We start from the raw sequence: 17,808 nt of genomic DNA on the forward strand, positions 1-17,808 counted from the left end.
CTTGCTTTCGCTATAGCGTAATTGGTCGCTATTATAGAGGAATGCTGGAAGAGCTGGGCGGCCGCGTGCAGGCGCTCCGCCACGACCACGGGCTGACGCTCCAGGAGCTCGCCGCGGCGGCGTCGGTGAGCGTGAGCATGCTGTCATCGGTCGAGCGCGGCCAGAAGGCGCCCACCGTCGTCGTGCTCGCCCGCATCGCCGCCGGCCTCGGCGTGCCGCTCGCCGAGCTCGTCGCCGAGCCCGACCAGGACCGCGTCATCGTCCGCCGCGCCGCCGACCAGGACCACGTGGACGAGCCGGGCGGCTGGCAGCGCACGATCCTGACACCGGTCGTGCCGGGCGTGAACTTCGAGTGGATCCGCAGCACCCTGCCGCCGGGCTGCGACGCCGGCCGGTACCCGGCGTACGCTCCCGGCTCGCACGAGTACGTGGTGGTCGAGTCGGGCGTCCTGCGGCTGACGATCGGAGACCGGCCGGTCGAGCTGGCGGCGGGAGACTCGGTGTACTTCGCCGCCGACGTGGTGCACGCCTACGCCAACCCCGGCTCCGAACCGTGCACGTACTCCGTCGCCGCGCTCGTCATGCGCCCCCGCCGCCCGTCGGCACGCCCGACCGGCCGCTGACGCCACGCCGCCGGGGCTCGTGCCCCGGCCGGCGACGTGCGAGCCTCCGGCGCGCTCAGAGCACCGGCGGGTCGAAGTCGAAGTCGAGGCGACGGGCCTCGCGGGCGACCTTGACGTCGGGGTGGTCGGTGCCGAGCTGGCGTTCGTAGCGGGTGAGCGTCTCGGCCTTGAGCCCGGCCGCCTCGTCCTCCCGGCCCAGCGCCAGGAGGTCGACCACCAGGTTGGCGGCCCCGGCCAGGGTCAGCGGGTGGTCGTCGCCGAGGACGTTGCGCAGGCTTTCGAGCGTGCTGACGCCCAGCTCGCGGGCCTCTTCGGTGTCGCCGAGCGCCGCCAGGTCGCTCGCCAGGTTGATGGCGCAGGTGAGCGTGAAGTGGTGCTCGCGGGTCAGCCTGCCGTCGAGGCCGCGCAGGGCCCGCCTGTCGATCTCCAGGGCCCGCTCCAGCTGGCCGTTCACCCGCAGGAGCAGGGCCAGGTTGGTGTCGCAGCCGTACTTGAAGGGGTGGTCGTCGCCGTACATCCGCGGGTAGCGGGGGGCCATGTCCTCCAGGAGTTCGAGGGCCTCGGTCAGCTGGCCGGCCGCGCGCTGGGCGTTGGCCAGGCAGAGGGCGGCGGCGAGGGTGTCGGGGTGGTTGATGCCGACGTTCCGCTTCTGCGCGTCGAAGGTGTGGTCGGCCAGATCCAGCGCCTCCTCGAGCTGGCCGTTGCGGCGGCGGGCGATCGAGAGGTCCTTGGCGACGCGGAGAGTCCACGGATGCTCGGAGTTGAGCTGCTCCACGCCGTACTCGAAGGCGTCCTCGCCGATGTCGCAGGCCCTGCGGTAGTCGCCGTTGAGCCGGACGATGCGGGCCAGCCCGTTCCAGGACGACAGCACGTTCTGCGCGCTCGACCCCGACCCGGCCTGCCGCTGGTACATGAACGTCTCGGCCTGCAGCTCGCGGGCCTTGGCGTAGTCGCCGAGCAGCAGGTAGTCGAGGGCCAGGTTGTTCATCGCCCGGAGGGTCCGCCGGTGGGTGGGGCCGAACTTGGCCTGGTGCCTGCGCAAGGAGTCCTGGTCGTGCTCGAAGGCCAGCGCGAACTCGCCGCGGAAGCGCAGGTCGGCGCCGTGGCTGTTGATGAGCAGCAGGGTCTCCTCGTGGTCCTCGCCGAGGACCTGCCGCATCCGGGCGGCGGTGCGCTGGTTCAGCTCGTACGACTCCTGGATCTCGCCCAGCTCGCGGATGACGATCGCCTGGTGCCGCTGGGCCGACAGGACGTACTGGTCGTCGTCGCCGCTGACCGCCTGCCAGCGCTCGAGGAACTGCTCGACCAACTGCCGCGCGGACCTGAAGTCGCCGGACGAGTACAGGTAGCGGACGACGTTCAGCGCGAAGTGCCTGATGCGCGGGTCGGTGCTCTGCACGACCCGCGACGGGCTGATGTGCCCGAGCAGCGCCTGGTAGCGCGGCCATGCGGCGTTGTCGTCGGGATTCTCCTCGGCCACGGCGGCGGCGAGCAGGGTGTGCACCTCACGCCGGAACGAGGCCCGCTCGGGCTCCGGCAGCTCGTCGCGCAGCAGCGCCTGGACGAGCCGGTGCACGGTGATCGTGCGCGTCTCGGAGTCGATGCGGACGAGCGCGTACCGGCCGAGCTCGCGGATGGCGGGGATCATCCGGATCGGGTCGCCCAGCATGCCGGCCAGCCTCGACCCGCCCGCGAAGTCTTCGGGGAGCCGGTCGAGCAGGTCGCGCGGAATCGGCTCGGGGCCGAAGAAGGCGCAGCAGCGCAGCAGCTCGACCGCGTCGGGCGAGCGCTCCATGAGCTGCGACACCGACAGCGCCCACGCCGCCGTCATGGACATCGGGTAGTCGGACGGCTTGCTCGTGCCCAGCAGCCGGGTGGTCTCGTTCTCCAGCAGCCGCAGGTACTGGTCGACGGGCATGCCGGTCTCGACCTGGAGCGCGCCCGCGTGCTCGAGCGCCAGCGGCAGGTCGCCGAGCGCCTCGGCGAGGCGGTGCGCGTCGGGCTCCGTGATGCCCCTGGGGACGCGTTTCATCAGGAACGCGACGCTCTCCTCGCGGCGGAACACGTCGACGACGATCGTGTCGACGACGCTCTGCCAGCCCTGGTCGCGCGAGGTGAGCAGGACGTGCCCGGAGCCGCGGGGGATGACGGCGTTGACGTCTTCGGGCTCGTTGGCGTTGTCGAAGATGAGCAGCCAGCGCTCGTACGGCTCGCCGCGCCGCAGCGCGTCGAGCACCGCGTCGACCGCCTCGTCGACGCCCGCCGAGGCCGCGATGGGCAGGTTCAGCTCGCGCGCGAGCCCGGCCAGCGAGGACTTCACCAGCACCGACTGGTCGGCGGGAATCCACCACACCACGTCGTATTCGTGCCTGAAGCGGTGCGCGTATTCGATGGCGAGCTGCGTCTTGCCGACACCGCCCAGCCCGTGCAGGGCGTGCGGGACGACGGCGGTGACGTCGGATCTGAGGCCGGAATGCAACTTGTCGAGGAGGTCTTCGCGACCGGTGAAGTTCTTGTTCTGCTGCGGAACTTTGCCCCATATTGAGGGCACTCGCCCAGAATCCTGGGAAGAGCTCGTCACAGACACGCTACCGCCCCAGCTCAGTTGTCTTTCGCAGCATCTTAGACTCCTCAGGACCTTCTGTTGAATAAACAAACCGGGCAGACTGCTGTCGCCGTTGATCGGGCATCATGCCAAGATGGAAGTCTCCAGGTCATACGGCTCCAGGGAGAGAGTTATGGGCGAGGACTCAGTGACCGAGTACGGTGGTGGTCTTGTCGATGTGCAGGATCTCGACCTGCGCGCGCTCGACGGGATCGGCGAGTCCGTACTCGCCGCGGCCTTGCGGCGGGTACTCGAGACGGACTCCGGTCCGGTCGCCGGGTTCCAATCCGCGATGTAAGGACGGTTTATTGGACGAACCGCCGGGATGATCTGTGAACAACGGGGACTGGAACCGACTTGTCAAGCAGCTCGGTCGGGGTGATTGCACGCCCCTTCTCGGGGCCGGTGCGTGTTTCGGCCGCCTTCCGAATGCCAGGCAGCTGAGCCGGCATTTCGCCGACCTGTATGACTACCCGTTCGCCGACCGCGACAATCTCGCCCGAGTGACGCAATATGCCGCGTCCGTCGGTGAACAGGATCCGGTAGATCTCAAACACGAGATCTGTACTTACCTGAAACAGTATGTCGCCAAGCCCGGGACGGCGCCGGATCCGCACGAGATCTTAGCTGAATTCCCCATAAGTACATTTCTCACCACAAACTATGACAACTTCATGCTGCAGGCGCTGAACCGTGCTCAAGACGGGCAGAAGTCCCCCCGCGCCAGCACCTCCACCTGGTGGGACGGCAACGCCGACGAGCCGCGGATCCTGGACCCCACTCCCGACGAGCCGCTCGTCTACCACTTACACGGCAGCTGGGAAGACCCGCCCTCGCTCGTCCTGACTGAGGACGACTACCTGAACTACCTGGTCAACATGGTCGACTGGCAGGCCTCGCAGAGCAGGCGGCCGCTGCCCACCTGCGTGCTCGGCGCGATGACGGCCAGCCCGCTCCTCTTCGTCGGCTACAGCCTGCAGGACTGGAACTTCCGGGTGCTCTTCCACGGCCTGATCCGGGCCATCCCGCCCAACATGAAACGACGGCACGTGAGCGTCCAGCTCATGCCTGACCTCGACGGGACCGTTCCCGACGCTCAGGCCAAGGCCCAGCACTACATGGAGCGCTACCTCGATGGCTGGAACATCTCGATCTTCATAGGCACCACCGAGGACTTCTTCAGGGAGCTTCTCGACAGAATGTGAGGTCCTGGCCATGACCGTCAGCGGTGCGCACACCCACCCCTATGTCGGGCTGCGCCCCTACAACCGCGACGAGAGCGAGCTGTTCCGCGGCCGTGACGACGAGGCCAGGGAAATCGCCACGCTCTGGCAGGCCGTAGGGCTGACGGTCCTGTACGGCGCCTCGGGGGTGGGCAAGACCTCGCTGCTGAACGCGGGCGTGCTGCCCCGGCTCGACCCCGGGCGGGTCGACCTGCTGCCGATCGCGCGGATCGCGCCGCGGATGCGCGTCCCGACCGGGCGCGGCAACCCGTACGTCATGGCGCTGCTGACCGCGTGGGCCCCCGACCGCGACGAGCGCGACCTCGCGAAACTGACCCTCACGGAGTTCCTCGAAGGACGCCCCGAGCGCAAGGACGAGTACGACGACCCGGTGCCCGTCCTGGCCGCGATCGACCAGGCGGAGGAGATGTTCCAGACCGTCCCGGCCAGGGAGAAGGAGCGGCGCGCCTTCCTCGACCAGCTCGCCACCGCGGTGCGCCAGAACACCGGGCTGCACCTGCTGCTGTCGATGCGCGAGGAGTACCTGTTCATGATCCTGCCCTACGAGCGGCCGTTCGGGCAGGGCGCGCGGACCCGGTTCCACCTGCAGCCGCTCAGCCGCGACGCGGCCCTGGAGGCCGTCACCGAGCCGCTGGAGCACACCGACCGCACGATCAGCCACGAGGCCGCCGAGCTGATCGTCGACGGGCTGCGGAGCGTGGTGGTCTCCGACGAGGCCGGGGTCAGCTCGAAGATCGAGCTCGACACCGTGGAGCCGGTGCAGCTCCAGGTGGTCTGCTCCGCGCTCTGGGAGTCGCTGCCGCCGGAGGTCCACGAGATCACCGTCGACCACGCCCGCCAGTACTCCGACATCGAGGAGGCGCTGTCCGGGTTCTGCAGGCGCGCGATCGACAACGTGGCCGAGGAGTTCGCGATGTCGTCCGTGGAGATCCAGTTCTGGCTGCGGAACACGTTCATCACCGAGCACGGCACCCGCAACACCGTCTACGAGGGGCTCGAACTGACGCAGGGCATGCCGAACGCGGTGGCCCGCGCGCTGGAGGACCGGCGCGTCCTGCGCGGCGAGCACCGGCTGGGCATCCGGTGGTACGAGCTGGCGCACGACCGGCTCATCAGTCCCGTCAGGCGTTCCGAGTCGCCCGCCGTCTACCTGCGCGAGGCCAGGGCGGCGCTGGCCAGGCGGGCATGGGACTCCGCGCAGCGGCTGGCCGACGAGGCGGTACGGGCCTCCGCGTACGGCGACGAGTGGGTGCGCGCCGAGGCGGCCGAGGTCTTCGCCGAGGTGGCCGCCGCCCAGGGTGACGTGGAGGCGGCGCTGCTCTACTGCACGCAGGCGGCCGACCTGTACGCCAAGTGGCGGCGCTTCGACGGGGTGGCCAGGGTGCTCACCATGGAGGGCCAGCTGTGGCTGTCGCAGGGCGACCACAGCATGGCGATCCGGCGCATCAGCGCCGCGCTCAGCTGGGCGCCGAACGACATGTCCGCCCAGCTCGCGCTGGCCGAGGCGCTGCGCAGGTCGGGCACGCCACGGGCGGCGGCCGCCGTGGTCAGAGGGGTGGCCGACAGGCTCCCGGCGCACCTGCTGAGACAGGCCAGGGAGCTGCTTCTGGAGACCGATTAGCGGGTCTATGCTTGGCCCGTCACGAGTCTCAACGTGGAGGCTGTTCCGTGGTGCCTGAGTGGCCATCGACCCTCGACGTCGATGCTTTGCTCGCCGGGGGCTGGCAGCCGACCCCGCTGAGACAGTTCGTTCTGAAGGTCCACAGCCGCTGTGATCTCGCCTGCTCGTACTGCTACGTGTACGAGATGGCCGACCAGAGCTGGCGGTCCCGTCCCAAGCGGATGTCCCGCGTCACGGCCGAGGCCGCCGCCGCCCGGATCGCCGAGCACGCGCGCACCCACGGCCTGCCCGGCGTCCAGGTCGTCCTGCACGGCGGTGAGCCGCTGCTGGCCGGGGCCGGCGAGCTGGGCGCGATCGTCGAACTGATCAGATCCGCCGTCGCCGTCCCCGTCGACGTCGTGGTGCAGACCAACGCGACCCTGCTCGACGATACGTTCCTGCGGCTGTTCGCCCGGCTCGGCGTCGGCGTGGGCGTCAGCCTCGACGGCGCGCGCCACGCGCACGACCGGGCCAGGCGCACCGCCGACGGGCGCGGCAGCTACGCGAAGGTCGCCGCGGCGCTCGAACGGCTCACCGCGCCCGCCTACCGGCACCTGTTCCGCGGCCTGCTCTGCACCGTCGACCTGCGCAACGACCCGCTGGAGACCTACGAGGCGCTGCTCGCCTTCTCCCCGCCGACCGTCGACTTCCTGCTCCCGCACGGCAACTGGGCGGCCCCGCCGCCGGGGCGTGAGGCGGGCGCGGAGGGCACGCCGTACGCCGACTGGCTGATCGCGATCTTCGACCGCTGGTACGCCACCGACCCGAGGCCCGCCGGAGTGCGGCTGTTCGACGAGATCATCCACCTGCTGCTGGGCGGCAGCTCCGCCAGCGAGCAGGTCGGCCTGTCGCCGGTCGCCATGGCGGTGATCGAGACCGACGGCGAGATCGAGCAGTCCGACATCCTGAAGTCGGCCTTCGACGGCGCCGGCCGCACCGGGCTGCACGTCACGCACGACAGCTTCGACGAGCTGCTGCATCTTCCGTCGACCGCCGCGCGGCAGATCGGCCCGCTCGCGCTGGCCCCGACGTGTACGGTATGCCCAGTCGGCATGATCTGTGGTGGGGGCCAGTACGCGCACCGGTACCGCCCCGCGACCGGGTTCCGCAACCCATCGGTCTACTGCCCTGACCTGCTGCGCCTGATCAGGCATATCGGCAGCGCCGTCCAGGCCGACCTGGCGGTCCGAGTGAAGGAGCCGGCCATGAACCTGACCGAGCACCGCGTCCCGGCGGACGTGTTCGCCGCGCTCGCCACGGGCGGCGGAGGGGCACAGGCGGTGGAGCGGCTGGTCGCCGCGGAGCGCAGCAAGCACCTGCTGCTCGTCAGGGGCGTGCTCGACGCCGCCCACCGGGCCGACCATCCGCGCTGGGCCGAGGTGCGCCGCGCCTACGACCTGCTGGCCACGATCGAGTCCCGGCACCCGGAGGCCGTCGACACCGTCGTCCGTCACCCGTCGGTCGGGGCCTGGGCCCGCCACGCGGTGCGCACGCTGGAGGCTCCGGAGCAGCTCGCCGCGCTGGCCGCGGCGGCGGCCATCCGCGCGGGTTTCACCTGCGAGGTGGACGTGCCGGTCGCCGACGGCGTGATCACGCTGCCCTCGCTGGGGCAGATCACGCTGCCCGCCACGGTCTCGACGGCCACCGTCCACTGCTCGGGCGACGCGGTCGAGGTCAGCGCGAACGGGATCTTCCTACAGGTCAGCGACGTCCTGGCGAGCGAGCTGCCGGGGTGGCAGGGGCTGCGGTCGCTGACGGCCGAGGCGGGCGGGCTGCGCTTCGGGGTGCTCATCGACGACCTCGACCCGCACCGCATGCCCGGCTCGGCCAACCTGCGCGGCCGGCTCACCCGCGAGGAGGCCGCCGTCTGGCAGGGCCTCCTCGACGAGGCGTGGGGCATGCTGGTCGCCAACCACGGCACGGTCGCGCAGGAGGTGGCCGCCGCCATCAGGGTGCTCACCCCGCTGGCCGCGCCGCCGCAGGGGCTGTCGAGCGCCACCTCGCGCGAGACGTTCGGCTGCATCGCGCTGTCCACGCCGCCCGACGCGCACGAGATGGCGGTCACGCTCACGCACGAGACCCAGCACGCCAAGCTGTCCGCGCTGCTCGACATCGTCCCGCTGACCAGGCCCGACGACGGCTCCCGCTACTACGCGCCGTGGCGCGACGACCCGCGTCCGGTGCCCGGCCTGCTCCAGGGCGCCTACGCCTATCTCGGCGTCACCGACTTCTGGCGCCGGCAGCGGCACCACGAGGACGGCGCCGCGCTGATCAGGGCGTCCAGCGAGTTCGCCCGCTGGCGGGAGGCCGCCCGCATGGTCAGCGGCACCATCCTGGGCAGCGGCGGCCTGACGGAGCCGGGGGAGGTGTTCGTCGGGCGGATGATCGAGCAGCTCGACGCCTGGGCGGGCGAGCCGGTCCCCGACGAGGCGACGGCCATGGCCAGGCAGGCGGCGGAGCGTCACCACGCGCTCTGGCAGGCGCGCAACAACAGGAGCGCGGCCGACCTGTCCTGACCGGGACGCCGACGGTACGGAGCGTGACGCCGTTCCCGAGCCCGCCGAATGCGCCGAGATATCCGCGAATAAGCAGCCGGGAGCGGACGAATTCGCGGACTGACAGCGGGCTCGGGAAGGCCGGTCAAGGCGTGTGTGAACCCCGTGCCCGCCCTGTTCCGGAAATTAGTTTTCGCCGGCAGGGTGCGACTCGAAATTGCCTGCCTCCGTGAAACATCACGAGGCCGCGCCGCAGGCGGGGCAGGTGGCCGAGCGGGCGACCGGCTGCTCGGACGTCTCCATCCCGAGCAGGTCGAAGTAGCTCATCCGGTTGAGCAGCGCGGGCGGCACCACTCCGGTGAGAAAGCGGATCGCCTCGGCCGCCAGCAGCCCGGCCACGATCGCGCAGAGCGGCCCGAAGGCCGGGACACGCCGGTCCCTGTTCTCCACGGCGGGCAGTTCGTGACCGCCGTTGCCGGCGCGGAGCTGCTCGTCCAGGCAGGCCAGGCAGGCGGACTCGCCCGGCACGACCAGCGGCCCCGCGATGCCGAGGTGCTGGGTGAAGCCGCCGGGCAGGAACGCCACCCCGGCCGCCAGGCAGCCCGCGTTCACCCACCGGCGGATGTCCGGCTGCGGGCTGTCGGCGGTGGCGACGACCAGGTCCGCGCCCGCCACCACCTCGGTGACGTCGCGGGCGCCCGCCAGCGTCCGGTCGCGCGCCTCCACCCGCAGGGACGGGCAGCGCTCGGCCAGCCGGCGGGCGGCCGTGTCCACCTTGGGCATGCCGACGTCCGCCGTGCTGTAGAGGTACTGGCGGTGCAGGTTGGAGGCTTCCACGTGGTCGCGGTCGACGAGCCTGAGCGTGCCCACGCCCGCGGTGGCGAGCTGCGTGGCCACCGAGCTGCCGATCCCGCCGACGCCGAGGATCACCACCGTGCGCTCCGACAGGCTCGCGGTCATCTCGGCCGCGCGGGCGGCCGGCTGGAACATCGAGAAGAACAGGGCCTGCCTGGAGGACCGCTCGTCCCTGGTGAGGGCCTCGACGTCGTGCTCCTCGACCAGGACGCGCGCTTCGAGCAGGGCGGTGATGGCCTGGTCGACCTCTTCGGCGGGGGCGGGGGTGCGCTCGGCCAGCTCGTCGCGGTCGACGGGGGAGGAGGCGCACAGGCGGAGCAACGCGCGCAGTGCCGGGGACGCCGCCCGCAGGACCTTTCCGGTTCGCGGCAGGTCGCCGAGTCGAACCGTCTCTTCGCGGTCGTCGACGAACAAGGGGAAAGCCGGATTAACCAGAACGCGTGACAATAGTGCGCTCCACGTCGAGGGGAAGTCGCGGGATCGGCGGTTCGGCCGCCAATCCCGCGCCGGTTGTCAGCTGTTGCTGTTACCGCAGGAGGTCGGTTCCACTTCCTCGACCTGAGTGATCGTGAACTCCATCTGTCCTCCCCTTGTGGTATGGCCGGGCGAAGCAGCGGCATTTTGTGGTCGGGGGTGCTGAATACCGCTCAAGGTAAGAAACTAGAGTGGAGTAAAGTTGGTGTCCAGCCCTAGATCATGTTTTAGTCAATTTTAGGGCCGAGCCGGGCCAGCCGGTTCCGCACGCCGTTGAAGTGCGCGTAAACGGCTTTTACCGCGGCCGTCCGGTCACCCGCTGTGACGGCGTCGAGGATGTCGCGGTGTCGTCTGGCCACGTCGGCGGGCGACTCGTCGGGAGCGCCGAGGTGATCACGCAACTGGTCGAAGACGTCCCAGAAGGCGCCGAGGAGCTGGCTGACCAGAGGGTTGCCGACGGGGCGGTAGAGCAGGTCGTGGAAGAGCCGGTCGATCTCGGGGGAGACCTGGCCGAGCAGCGCCTCGGCCTCCATGCGGGCGATCACCTCGGCCGCCGGTGACAGGTCCGCCTCGTCGCCGAGGTCGATGAGGCGCTGGACGAGGCTGCTCTCCAGGAGCTCGCGGATCTCGGTGAGGTGCGCGAGGTTGTTCATGCCGCCCTGCAGGGTGATGCGGCTGTGGAAGGCCAGCTCGTCCACCAGTCCTGCGAGCGACATCCGTCCGACGAACATGCCGAAACCGTGGCGGATGTCGACGATGCCGACGGCCTGGAGCGCCTTCAGCGCCTCTCTCACCGAGTTGCGGCTGATGCCCAGCTCTTCCATCAGCTCCGACTCGGTGGGCAGCGGGTCGCCTGCCACCAACCCGCGCCGGAGGATGAGCTCCTTGACGCCCTCTTGGGCCTCGACGGCTCGGCTGGGCCGAGGGCGCGGGGCAGTGCTCATGAATGATCCCTCTCTGGTAAGCACTTGTGTAACATTCCGGAAATCTCCTGTTGACCACAAGCGCCTACGGCCTCTAGCGTCCACGTTACGCAAAAGATAGGACATGGGATGTCCCACGTTCTACCCCCTGGGAGGCATCCGTGAGCCTTGAGTTCAGCCGCCGCGACTTCCTGCGCTACAGCGGAGCGACGGGTGCGGCCGCGATGATCGCGGCCACTCTGTCCGCCTGCTCGGGAGGGCCGGCCTCGACCGGCTCGGTCGGGGCAGGATCGAACAAGGACCTCATCACCGCCGTCATCGGCTACGGCAACGACCAGAGCTGGGACCCGACGCAGACCGCCTCGGCCTTCGCGATGGCCGGCATCCAGCACATCTACGAGGGGCTGCTCGACACCGACCCCATCACCCGCGAGCCCTACCCCGCGCTGGCCACCGCGCTGCCCGCCGACCTGAACGCCACCTCGTGGAAGTTCACCCTGCGCGAGGGCGCCAAGTGGCACGACGGCCAGCCGGTCACCGCCGACGACGTCGTCTTCACCTTCGAGCGCATCCTCGACACCCAGGCCAACGTGCTCACCGGCAACTTCTTCAAGTCGTGGCTGCAGGAGGTCAAGAAGGTCGACGACCGCAACGTCGAGCTGGTCTTCAAGTTCCCCTTCCCGGACGCGGCCCCCAGGCTGACCATCGCCAAGATCATGCCCAAGCACGTGTTCAGCCAGCCGGGCGCCTGGGACCAGGCCAAGACCGGCAAGGCCGTCGGCTCGGGCCCCTACAAGCAGACCGCGCACAACCCCAAGTCGAACACCACCTTCGAGGCGTTCGACGGCTACAACGGCCCGCGCAAGCCCGTCGTCAAGAAGATGAACTGGCTGACCATCGTGGACGCCGCGGCCCGCGTCGCCAAGATCTCCGGCGGCTCCGCCGAGGCGCAGATCGCCGACAACATCCCGTACGCCAACGTGGAGCAGCTCAAGCAGCAGGGGTTGAGCGTCGAAGGCGGCAAGGGCATGAACCACATGTTCCTGATGTTCAACACCAGCGCCAAGCCGTTCGACGACATCCGCGTCAGGCAGGCCCTGCACTACGCGATCGACACCAAGAAGATGATCGAGGTGGCGCTCAAGGGCCACGGCACCGCCTCCAGCTCCTTCCTCAACGAGGGGCACCCCGACCACAAGCCCGCCTCGGTCGTCTACGACTACGACCCGGAGAAGGCCAAGGCGCTGCTCAAAGAGGCGGGCGTCACCAACCTGACGATCAACCTGATGGCCGTCAACGTCAGCTGGGTCGCCGACTGCCTGCCGACCATCGCCGCCTCCTGGGAGGCCATCGGCGTGAAGACCACGCTGGAGCCGCAGGACACGGCCGCGCTGTTCGCCAAGATGGACCAGATGCAGGACTACCAGGCCGTAGTCGCCGCCTCCAACCCCAACCAGTTCGGCATGGACGCCGACCTGATCATGCGCTACAACTTCGTCCCCGGCGGCCTGTGGATGAAGTACAGCCACTGGGACGGCAGCAAGGACGCCAAACAGCTCTTCACCATGATGGACGAGGCCACCAAGGAATCGGACAAGTCCAAGAAGAGCGAGCTCGTCCACAAGTACATCGACCTCATCGCCGAGAAGGCGGTGATGTACCCGGTCGTCCACACCGAGCTGATGACCGCCTGGGATCCGAAGAAGCTGTCGGGCGTCCGCGCGCAGCCGTACCCGGGCATCAACCTGCTCCAGGCCCAGAGAACCCAGTAGGTCATGGTCCTGATCGCCAGAATGCTGCTCCGGCGGGTCCTTATCCTGGTCCCGCTGGTGCTCGGGGTCGTCGCGTTCGTGTTCATCGTGATGCGCTTCTCCAACAGCAAGCCGGAGTACGCCTACTTCCAGGGCGCCAACCCGACCCCCGAGCAGATCCACCAGTTCCAGGTGGAGAACGGCCTGCTGGACCCGCTGCCCCTGCGCTACGTCCGCTTCGTCGCGGACCTGGCGCGGGGCGACATGGGCACCAGCGTGCTCACCAAGAAGCCGGTGATCGAGTCGGTGACGACCGCGCTGCCGCTCACCCTCCAGCTCACCCTCCTCGGCCTGGTCGTGGCGGTGGTGCTGGCGCTGGTCTTCGGCGTCACCGCGGCGGTGTTCCGCGACCGCTGGCCCGACCAGGTGATCCGAGTGGTCTCCCTGGTCGGGGTGGCCGCACCGGCGTTCTGGCTGGCGCTGCTGATGATCCAGTGGCTGGCGGTGGGCCAGGGCCTGTTCCCGACCGGCGGCTACATCAACCCGGCCGACTCGACGTCCGGCTGGCTGCGCTCGATGACGCTGCCCGCCCTGTCGCTGTCGCTGCCGGTGGCGGCCCAGCTCACCCGCATCGTCCGCACCTCGATGGTGGAGGAGCTGGACCGCGACTACGTGCGCACCGCGATCGGCAGCGGCCTGCCACCCGTCGTGGTCGTCGGACGCAACGTGCTGCGCAACGCGCTGATCAACCCGCTGACCGTGCTCGGCCTGCGCGTCGGCTACCTGCTCGGCGGCGCGGTCGTCATCGAGCAGATCTACGGCCTGCCCGGCATGGGCCAGCTCATGATCAACGCCGTGCGTGACGGCGACCCCGCGGTGGTGCAGGGCGTGGTGCTGACGGTCGCGATCGGCTTCATCGTCGTCAACCTCGTAGTCGACGTCCTCTACCTGCTGGTCAACCCCCGGCTCAGGAGCGCCGCCTGATGAGACGCAGACTGACGGAACGCCTGTCCAGGCCGGGCATCGGCTTCAGGAGGCTGCGCCCGCTGTCGTGGCTGGCCGTGGGCATCCTCGCGGTGGTCGTGCTGGCGGCACTGTTCGCGCCGCTGATCGCGCCGCACTCGCCGTACTTCCAGGAGGTCACCGGCGGCGGCCCGTCCGCCTCGCACTGGATGGGCCTCGACAGCGCCAACCGCGACATCCTGTCCAGGCTGCTGTACGGCGCCCGCTGGTCGCTGCTCATCGGCCTCGGCGCGACCGGGCTGGCCCTCGTCGCGGGCGCGGTCGTCGGCGCGGTCGCCGCCACCTCCCGCAGACCCGTCGACGAGGTCATCATGCGGGTCCTCGACGTGTTCATGGCCTTCCCCGGCATCGCGCTGGCCGCGGTGCTGGTGGCGGTGTTCGGCGGCAGCATCCCGGTGCTCGTGATGGCGATGGCCTTCCTCAACATGCCGCCCGTGGCCAGGGTCGTCCGCGCCAACGTGCTCGCCCAGTACGGCGAGGACTACGTCGCGGCCGAACGGATCATCGGCGCCCGCACCCCGTACATCCTGCTCAGGCACGTGGCCGCCAACTGCGCCGCGCCCGTGCTGGTGTTCTGCACCGTCATGGTGGCGGACGTGATCGTCTTCGAGGCGTCGCTGTCGTTCATCGGCGCCGGGGTGCGCCCGCCGAACCCGTCGTGGGGCAGCGTCATCGCCGACGGCAGGAACATGGTGCTGGTGGGCGGCTGGTGGGCCACCGTCTTCCCCGGCCTGCTCATCCTGATCACCGTGCTCGCGCTGAACATCCTGTCGGAGGGCATCTCCGACGCCTGGGCCGCCCCTGCCGCCCGCCGGGCGCCCGCCGCGAAGAAGGACGACGCCTTCGAGCAGGCCCGGCCGGGCTCCGGCGAGGTCGTCGAGCTGCCAGGGCTGGCCGAGGCCGCCAGCAGGCTGGCGGAACGGGCCCGCCCGCTGCCCTCGGGCCCGCCGATCCTCGCGGTCGAAAGGCTGCGGATCGGCTTCGCCGAGGGCGTGGACATCGTCGACGGCATCGCCTTCGAGGTACGTCCGGGCGAGGTGCTCGGGCTCGTGGGCGAGTCCGGCTGCGGCAAGTCGCTGACCGCGCTGACCGTCATGGGCCTGCAGCCCCGCGGCGCCCGCGTCAGCGGCCACATCCGCTTCGACCAGAAGGAACTGCTCTCCCTGCCGCGCCGGGCCCGCCGCCGCCTGCTCGGCCACGAGATGGCGATGATCTACCAGGACGCGCTGTCGTCCCTGAACCCCGCCATGACCATCAAGGCCCAGCTCAAGCAGGTCACCCGGCGCGGCGGTCGGCGCTCGCCCGAGGAACTGCTCGAACTGGTGGGGCTCGACGCCAAGCGCACCCTGTCGTCCTACCCGCACGAGCTGTCCGGCGGCCAGCGGCAACGGGTGCTCATCGCGATGGCGCTGTCGCGCGACCCCAAGCTGATCGTCGCCGACGAGCCCACCACCGCGCTGGACGTGACCGTCCAGGCCCAGGTCATCGAGCTGCTGCTGCGGCTGCGCGAGGAGCTGGGCTTCGCGCTCATCCTCGTCTCGCACGACCTCGCGCTGGTCGCGGACGTCACCGACCGGGTCGTGGTCATGTACGGCGGGCAGATCGTCGAGGCCGGGGTCACCGCCACCCTGGTCGGGGCCCCGGCCCACCACTACGCCCGCGGGCTGCTCGGCTCAGTGCTGTCGCTGGAGTCGGGGGCCGAGCGGCTCACCCAGATCCGCGGCGTGGTGCCGTCGCCCGCCGACTTCCCCGCCGGGTGCCGGTTCGCCGACCGCTGCCCGATGGCCACCGACCTCTGCCGGACCGACCCCCCGCCGCTGGAAGGCGACACGCACCGGCACGCCGTCGCCTGCCATCACCCGGCGGTCGCCCTCGTGGGAAGTGATCAACGTGCTTGAGCTGAAAGACGTGCACGTCGTGCACAAGGCGCGCTCGGGCGGGCTGTTCTCGCGCGACCGCGTCCACGCCCTGACCGCCGCCGACCTGACCGTCAGCCCCGGCGAGACGGTCGGGGTCGTGGGTGAGTCGGGGTGCGGCAAGTCCACGCTGGCCAAGGTGCTGGTCGGGCTGCAGCGGCCCACCTCGGGGACGGTGCTGTTCCAGGGCAAGGACCTGTGGGCGCTGTCGGAGCGGGAACGGCGCGAGCTGATCGGCTCCAGCGTCGGGCTGGTGTTCCAGGACCCGTCCACCGCGTTGAACCGGCGGCTGCCGATCAGGCAGGTGCTGCGCGACCCGCTCACCGTCCACAGGCGGGGCACCGCCGAGCAGCGTGACGCCCGCGTGCGCGAGCTGCTCGACCTCGTCGGCCTGCCCGCCAGCGTCGCCGACCTGCTGCCGAGCCAGCTCTCCGGCGGCCAGCGCCAGCGCGTCGCCGTGGCCAGGGCGCTCGCGCTCGAACCCGCGCTGCTCATCGCCGACGAGCCGACCAGCGCCCTGGACGTGTCGGTGCGGGCGCAGATCCTCAACCTGCTGTTGGATCTGAAGGAGCGGCTCGGACTGGCGCTGGTGTTCGTCTCCCACGACATCCAGACCGTGCGCCGGATGAGCGATCGGGTGGTGACCATGTACCTGGGCAGGATCGTCGAGCAGACGCCCGCGTACGCCGTCCCGCACCAGGCCCGTCACCCGTACACGCGGGCGCTGTTCTCCGCCACTCCCGGTCTGCTCTCGCCGATCAACCCGATCCCGCTCGTGGGCTCCGTGCCCTCGGCGACCAGGCCGCCGAGCGGCTGCCCGTTCCGCACCCGCTGCTGGCGCGCGGACGACGAGTGCGCGGCCGCCTGGCCTGCCGCCCAGACCACCGACGACCACCTCTTCCACTGCTACCACCCGGTGGCGGCGGGAGCGACCGACCTCGAACTGATCCAGGAGCGCGCTTGACATCCTCCCCCTCGTGAACGAGGGGGAGTCCCCACAGTCACCCGTGAGGGTTCCTGCTTCACCGCCGATTGCCCCGTCGAGGAGGTGCTCTCCTGCTGAGGTCTTACATCAGCTCCACAGGCGTTTCGCCTCTCCGCCAGCCCGGCGGCGAGTATGTTCTTTGCGGCGTTGACGTCTCGGTCGTGGGATGCGCCGCAGGCGCACTGCCAGGTCCGGACGTTCAGCGGCATGGACGGTTGGATGGTGCCGCATGCCGAGCACCGTTTGGAGGAGGGGAACCAGCGGTCGACGACCACGAGTTCTCGCCCGTACCAGGCGGCCTTGTACTCCAGCATCGAGCGCAGTTCCCGCCAGGAGGCGTCGCAGATGGCCCGGGCCAGGCGGTGGTTCTTGAGCAGGTTGCGGACGGTCAGGTTTTCCACGGCGATCACTTGGGTTTCGCGAACAAGCCGTGTGCTGACCTTGTGCAGATGATCACGCCTGCGGTCGACGATCCGGGCGTAGACCTTGGCGACGCGGAGTCTGGCCTTGGCCCGGTTCGCCGATCCCTTCTCCTTGCGGGCCAGCGCCCGCTGGGCTTTGGCCAGTTTGCGCCGGTCGGTCCGCTCGTGCCGGGGGTTGGCGATCTTCTCGCCGGTGGAGAGTGTCGCCAGGGCGGTGATGCCCGCGTCCACGCCCACGGCGTTCTCGGCCGGGTCGTGTGGGTGGATCGTGTCCTCGCACAGCAGGGACACCCACCAGCGTCCGGCCGCATCCCTGGAGACGGTCACGGTGGACGGCTGTGCCCCCTTTGGGAGAGAACGCGACCACACGACGGCCAGCGGCGTGTCCATCTTCGCCAGGGTGAGCCGGCCTTTCCGGTAGGTGAAGGCCGAGCGGGTGTATTCGGCCGACAGGCGCGACTTCTTGCGGGACTTGAAGGTCGGGTACTTGGCTCGTTTGGCGAAGAAGTTGGCGAAGGCCGCCTGCAGGTGGCGCAGCGCCTGCTGCAGTGGCACCGACGACACCTGCGTCAGAAAGCCCAGTTCCTCGGTGCGCTTCCATTGCGTGAGTGTTGCCGAGGACTCCACGTAGGAGACCTTGCGGCCTTCCGCGTAGGCGCGGGTGCGTTCCTCCAGCGCCCTGTTGTAGACCAGGCGGACGCAGCCGAACGTGCGGGCAAGCTCCTCAGCCTGCTCGGGGGTCGGATAGAAGCGGTACTTGAACGCCCGCTTGACCAACTGCGCCACGCGCACAAGTTACTACGGTCAGTAAAGCTTCGTGCACAAGTTCGAA

At 69.9% G+C, this 17,808-nt stretch carries 13 protein-coding genes; 9 read left to right on the forward strand and 4 right to left on the reverse strand.

The features are described 5' to 3' along the window. The first annotated feature begins 41 nt into the window (after positions 1-41). Positions 42-623: a helix-turn-helix domain-containing protein gene (locus ABT294_RS24435; protein ID WP_350808561.1), complete on the forward strand. Its 582-nt coding sequence runs from the start codon at positions 42-44 to the stop codon at positions 621-623. A gap of 55 nt (positions 624-678) precedes the next feature. Here ABT294_RS24435 and fxsT read toward each other — a convergent pair whose 3' ends face one another. After that, positions 679-3,174, reverse strand: a complete 2,496-nt coding sequence (gene fxsT / locus ABT294_RS24440) for an FxSxx-COOH system tetratricopeptide repeat protein (protein WP_350808562.1) — start codon at positions 3,172-3,174, stop codon at positions 679-681. 187 nt (positions 3,175-3,361) lie between these two features. On the opposite strand from fxsT, the gene fxsA reads away from it, so the two are divergent. Genes fxsA through ABT294_RS24460 form a run of 4 tightly spaced genes read left to right on the forward strand, consistent with a single transcriptional unit; the run spans position 3,362 to position 8,648 of the window. Beyond that, positions 3,362-3,526, forward strand: a complete 165-nt coding sequence (fxsA, locus tag ABT294_RS24445; protein ID WP_350808563.1) for an FxSxx-COOH cyclophane-containing RiPP peptide — start codon at positions 3,362-3,364, stop codon at positions 3,524-3,526. A 34-nt stretch (positions 3,527-3,560) separates the two neighbouring features. After that, positions 3,561-4,433, forward strand: coding sequence for an SIR2 family NAD-dependent protein deacylase (locus tag ABT294_RS24450; RefSeq protein WP_350808564.1), 873 nt, complete (start codon positions 3,561-3,563; stop codon positions 4,431-4,433). Positions 4,434-4,443: 10 nt separating this feature from the next. Next, entirely contained in the window at positions 4,444-6,093 is a 1,650-nt protein-coding gene (locus tag ABT294_RS24455) for an nSTAND1 domain-containing NTPase (protein WP_350808565.1), read from the forward strand. 50 nt (positions 6,094-6,143) lie between these two features. Further along, positions 6,144-8,648 carry an FxsB family cyclophane-forming radical SAM/SPASM peptide maturase gene (locus ABT294_RS24460; RefSeq protein ID WP_350808566.1) on the forward strand — a complete coding sequence of 835 codons (2,505 nt, stop codon included), beginning with the start codon at positions 6,144-6,146 and terminating at the stop codon, positions 8,646-8,648. A 216-nt stretch (positions 8,649-8,864) separates the two neighbouring features. Here the strand turns inward: ABT294_RS24460 and ABT294_RS24465 are convergent, their stop codons facing one another. Further along, positions 8,865-9,896 carry a TOMM precursor leader peptide-binding protein gene (locus ABT294_RS24465; protein WP_350808567.1) on the reverse strand — a complete coding sequence of 344 codons (1,032 nt, stop codon included), beginning with the start codon at positions 9,894-9,896 and terminating at the stop codon, positions 8,865-8,867. A gap of 287 nt (positions 9,897-10,183) precedes the next feature. Then, on the reverse strand, positions 10,184-10,900 hold the full coding sequence (locus tag ABT294_RS24470; protein WP_350808568.1) for a FadR/GntR family transcriptional regulator: 717 nt from the start codon (positions 10,898-10,900) through the stop codon (positions 10,184-10,186). A gap of 140 nt (positions 10,901-11,040) precedes the next feature. Here ABT294_RS24470 and ABT294_RS24475 point away from each other — a divergent pair, with 140 nt between their 5' ends. The 4 genes from ABT294_RS24475 to ABT294_RS24490 are packed head-to-tail and all read left to right on the forward strand — an operon-like array spanning position 11,041 to position 16,533. After that, complete coding sequence (locus tag ABT294_RS24475) at positions 11,041-12,651, forward strand: ABC transporter substrate-binding protein (protein WP_350808569.1); 1,611 nt, start codon at positions 11,041-11,043, stop codon at positions 12,649-12,651. A 3-nt stretch (positions 12,652-12,654) separates the two neighbouring features. Beyond that, a complete protein-coding gene (locus ABT294_RS24480) occupies positions 12,655-13,614 on the forward strand; it encodes an ABC transporter permease (RefSeq protein WP_350808570.1) in 960 nt (319 codons plus the stop codon). Continuing rightward, positions 13,614-15,551, forward strand: a complete 1,938-nt coding sequence (locus tag ABT294_RS24485; protein WP_350808571.1) for a dipeptide/oligopeptide/nickel ABC transporter permease/ATP-binding protein — start codon at positions 13,614-13,616, stop codon at positions 15,549-15,551. Before ABT294_RS24480 ends, ABT294_RS24485 begins: the two co-directional genes overlap by 1 nt. Continuing rightward, on the forward strand, positions 15,544-16,533 hold the full coding sequence (locus ABT294_RS24490) for an ABC transporter ATP-binding protein (RefSeq protein WP_350808572.1): 990 nt from the start codon (positions 15,544-15,546) through the stop codon (positions 16,531-16,533). The genes ABT294_RS24485 and ABT294_RS24490 overlap by 8 nt, the downstream gene beginning before the upstream one ends. Here the strand turns inward: ABT294_RS24490 and ABT294_RS24495 are convergent. Then, positions 16,476-17,762, reverse strand: a complete 1,287-nt coding sequence (locus tag ABT294_RS24495; protein WP_350808573.1) for an RNA-guided endonuclease InsQ/TnpB family protein — start codon at positions 17,760-17,762, stop codon at positions 16,476-16,478. The genes ABT294_RS24490 and ABT294_RS24495 overlap by 58 nt on opposite strands. Positions 17,763-17,808 lie beyond the last annotated feature (46 nt).

This window comes from Nonomuraea sp. NPDC000554, from assembly GCF_040300065.1.
Taxonomy (GTDB): domain Bacteria; phylum Actinomycetota; class Actinomycetes; order Streptosporangiales; family Streptosporangiaceae; genus Nonomuraea.

What these genes read in the sequence shown, in the direction of transcription:
- ABT294_RS24470 (WP_350808568.1), bottom strand. Translation starts at nt 10,900, where the DNA reads ATGAGCACTGCCCCGCGCCCTCGGCCCAGCCGAGCCGTCGAGGCCCAA.
- ABT294_RS24455 (WP_350808565.1), top strand. Translation starts at nt 4,444, where the DNA reads ATGACCGTCAGCGGTGCGCACACCCACCCCTATGTCGGGCTGCGCCCC.
- fxsA (WP_350808563.1), top strand. Translation starts at nt 3,362, where the DNA reads ATGGGCGAGGACTCAGTGACCGAGTACGGTGGTGGTCTTGTCGATGTG.
- ABT294_RS24480 (WP_350808570.1), top strand. Translation starts at nt 12,655, where the DNA reads ATGGTCCTGATCGCCAGAATGCTGCTCCGGCGGGTCCTTATCCTGGTC.
- ABT294_RS24435 (WP_350808561.1), top strand. Translation starts at nt 42, where the DNA reads ATGCTGGAAGAGCTGGGCGGCCGCGTGCAGGCGCTCCGCCACGACCAC.
- ABT294_RS24485 (WP_350808571.1), top strand. Translation starts at nt 13,614, where the DNA reads ATGAGACGCAGACTGACGGAACGCCTGTCCAGGCCGGGCATCGGCTTC.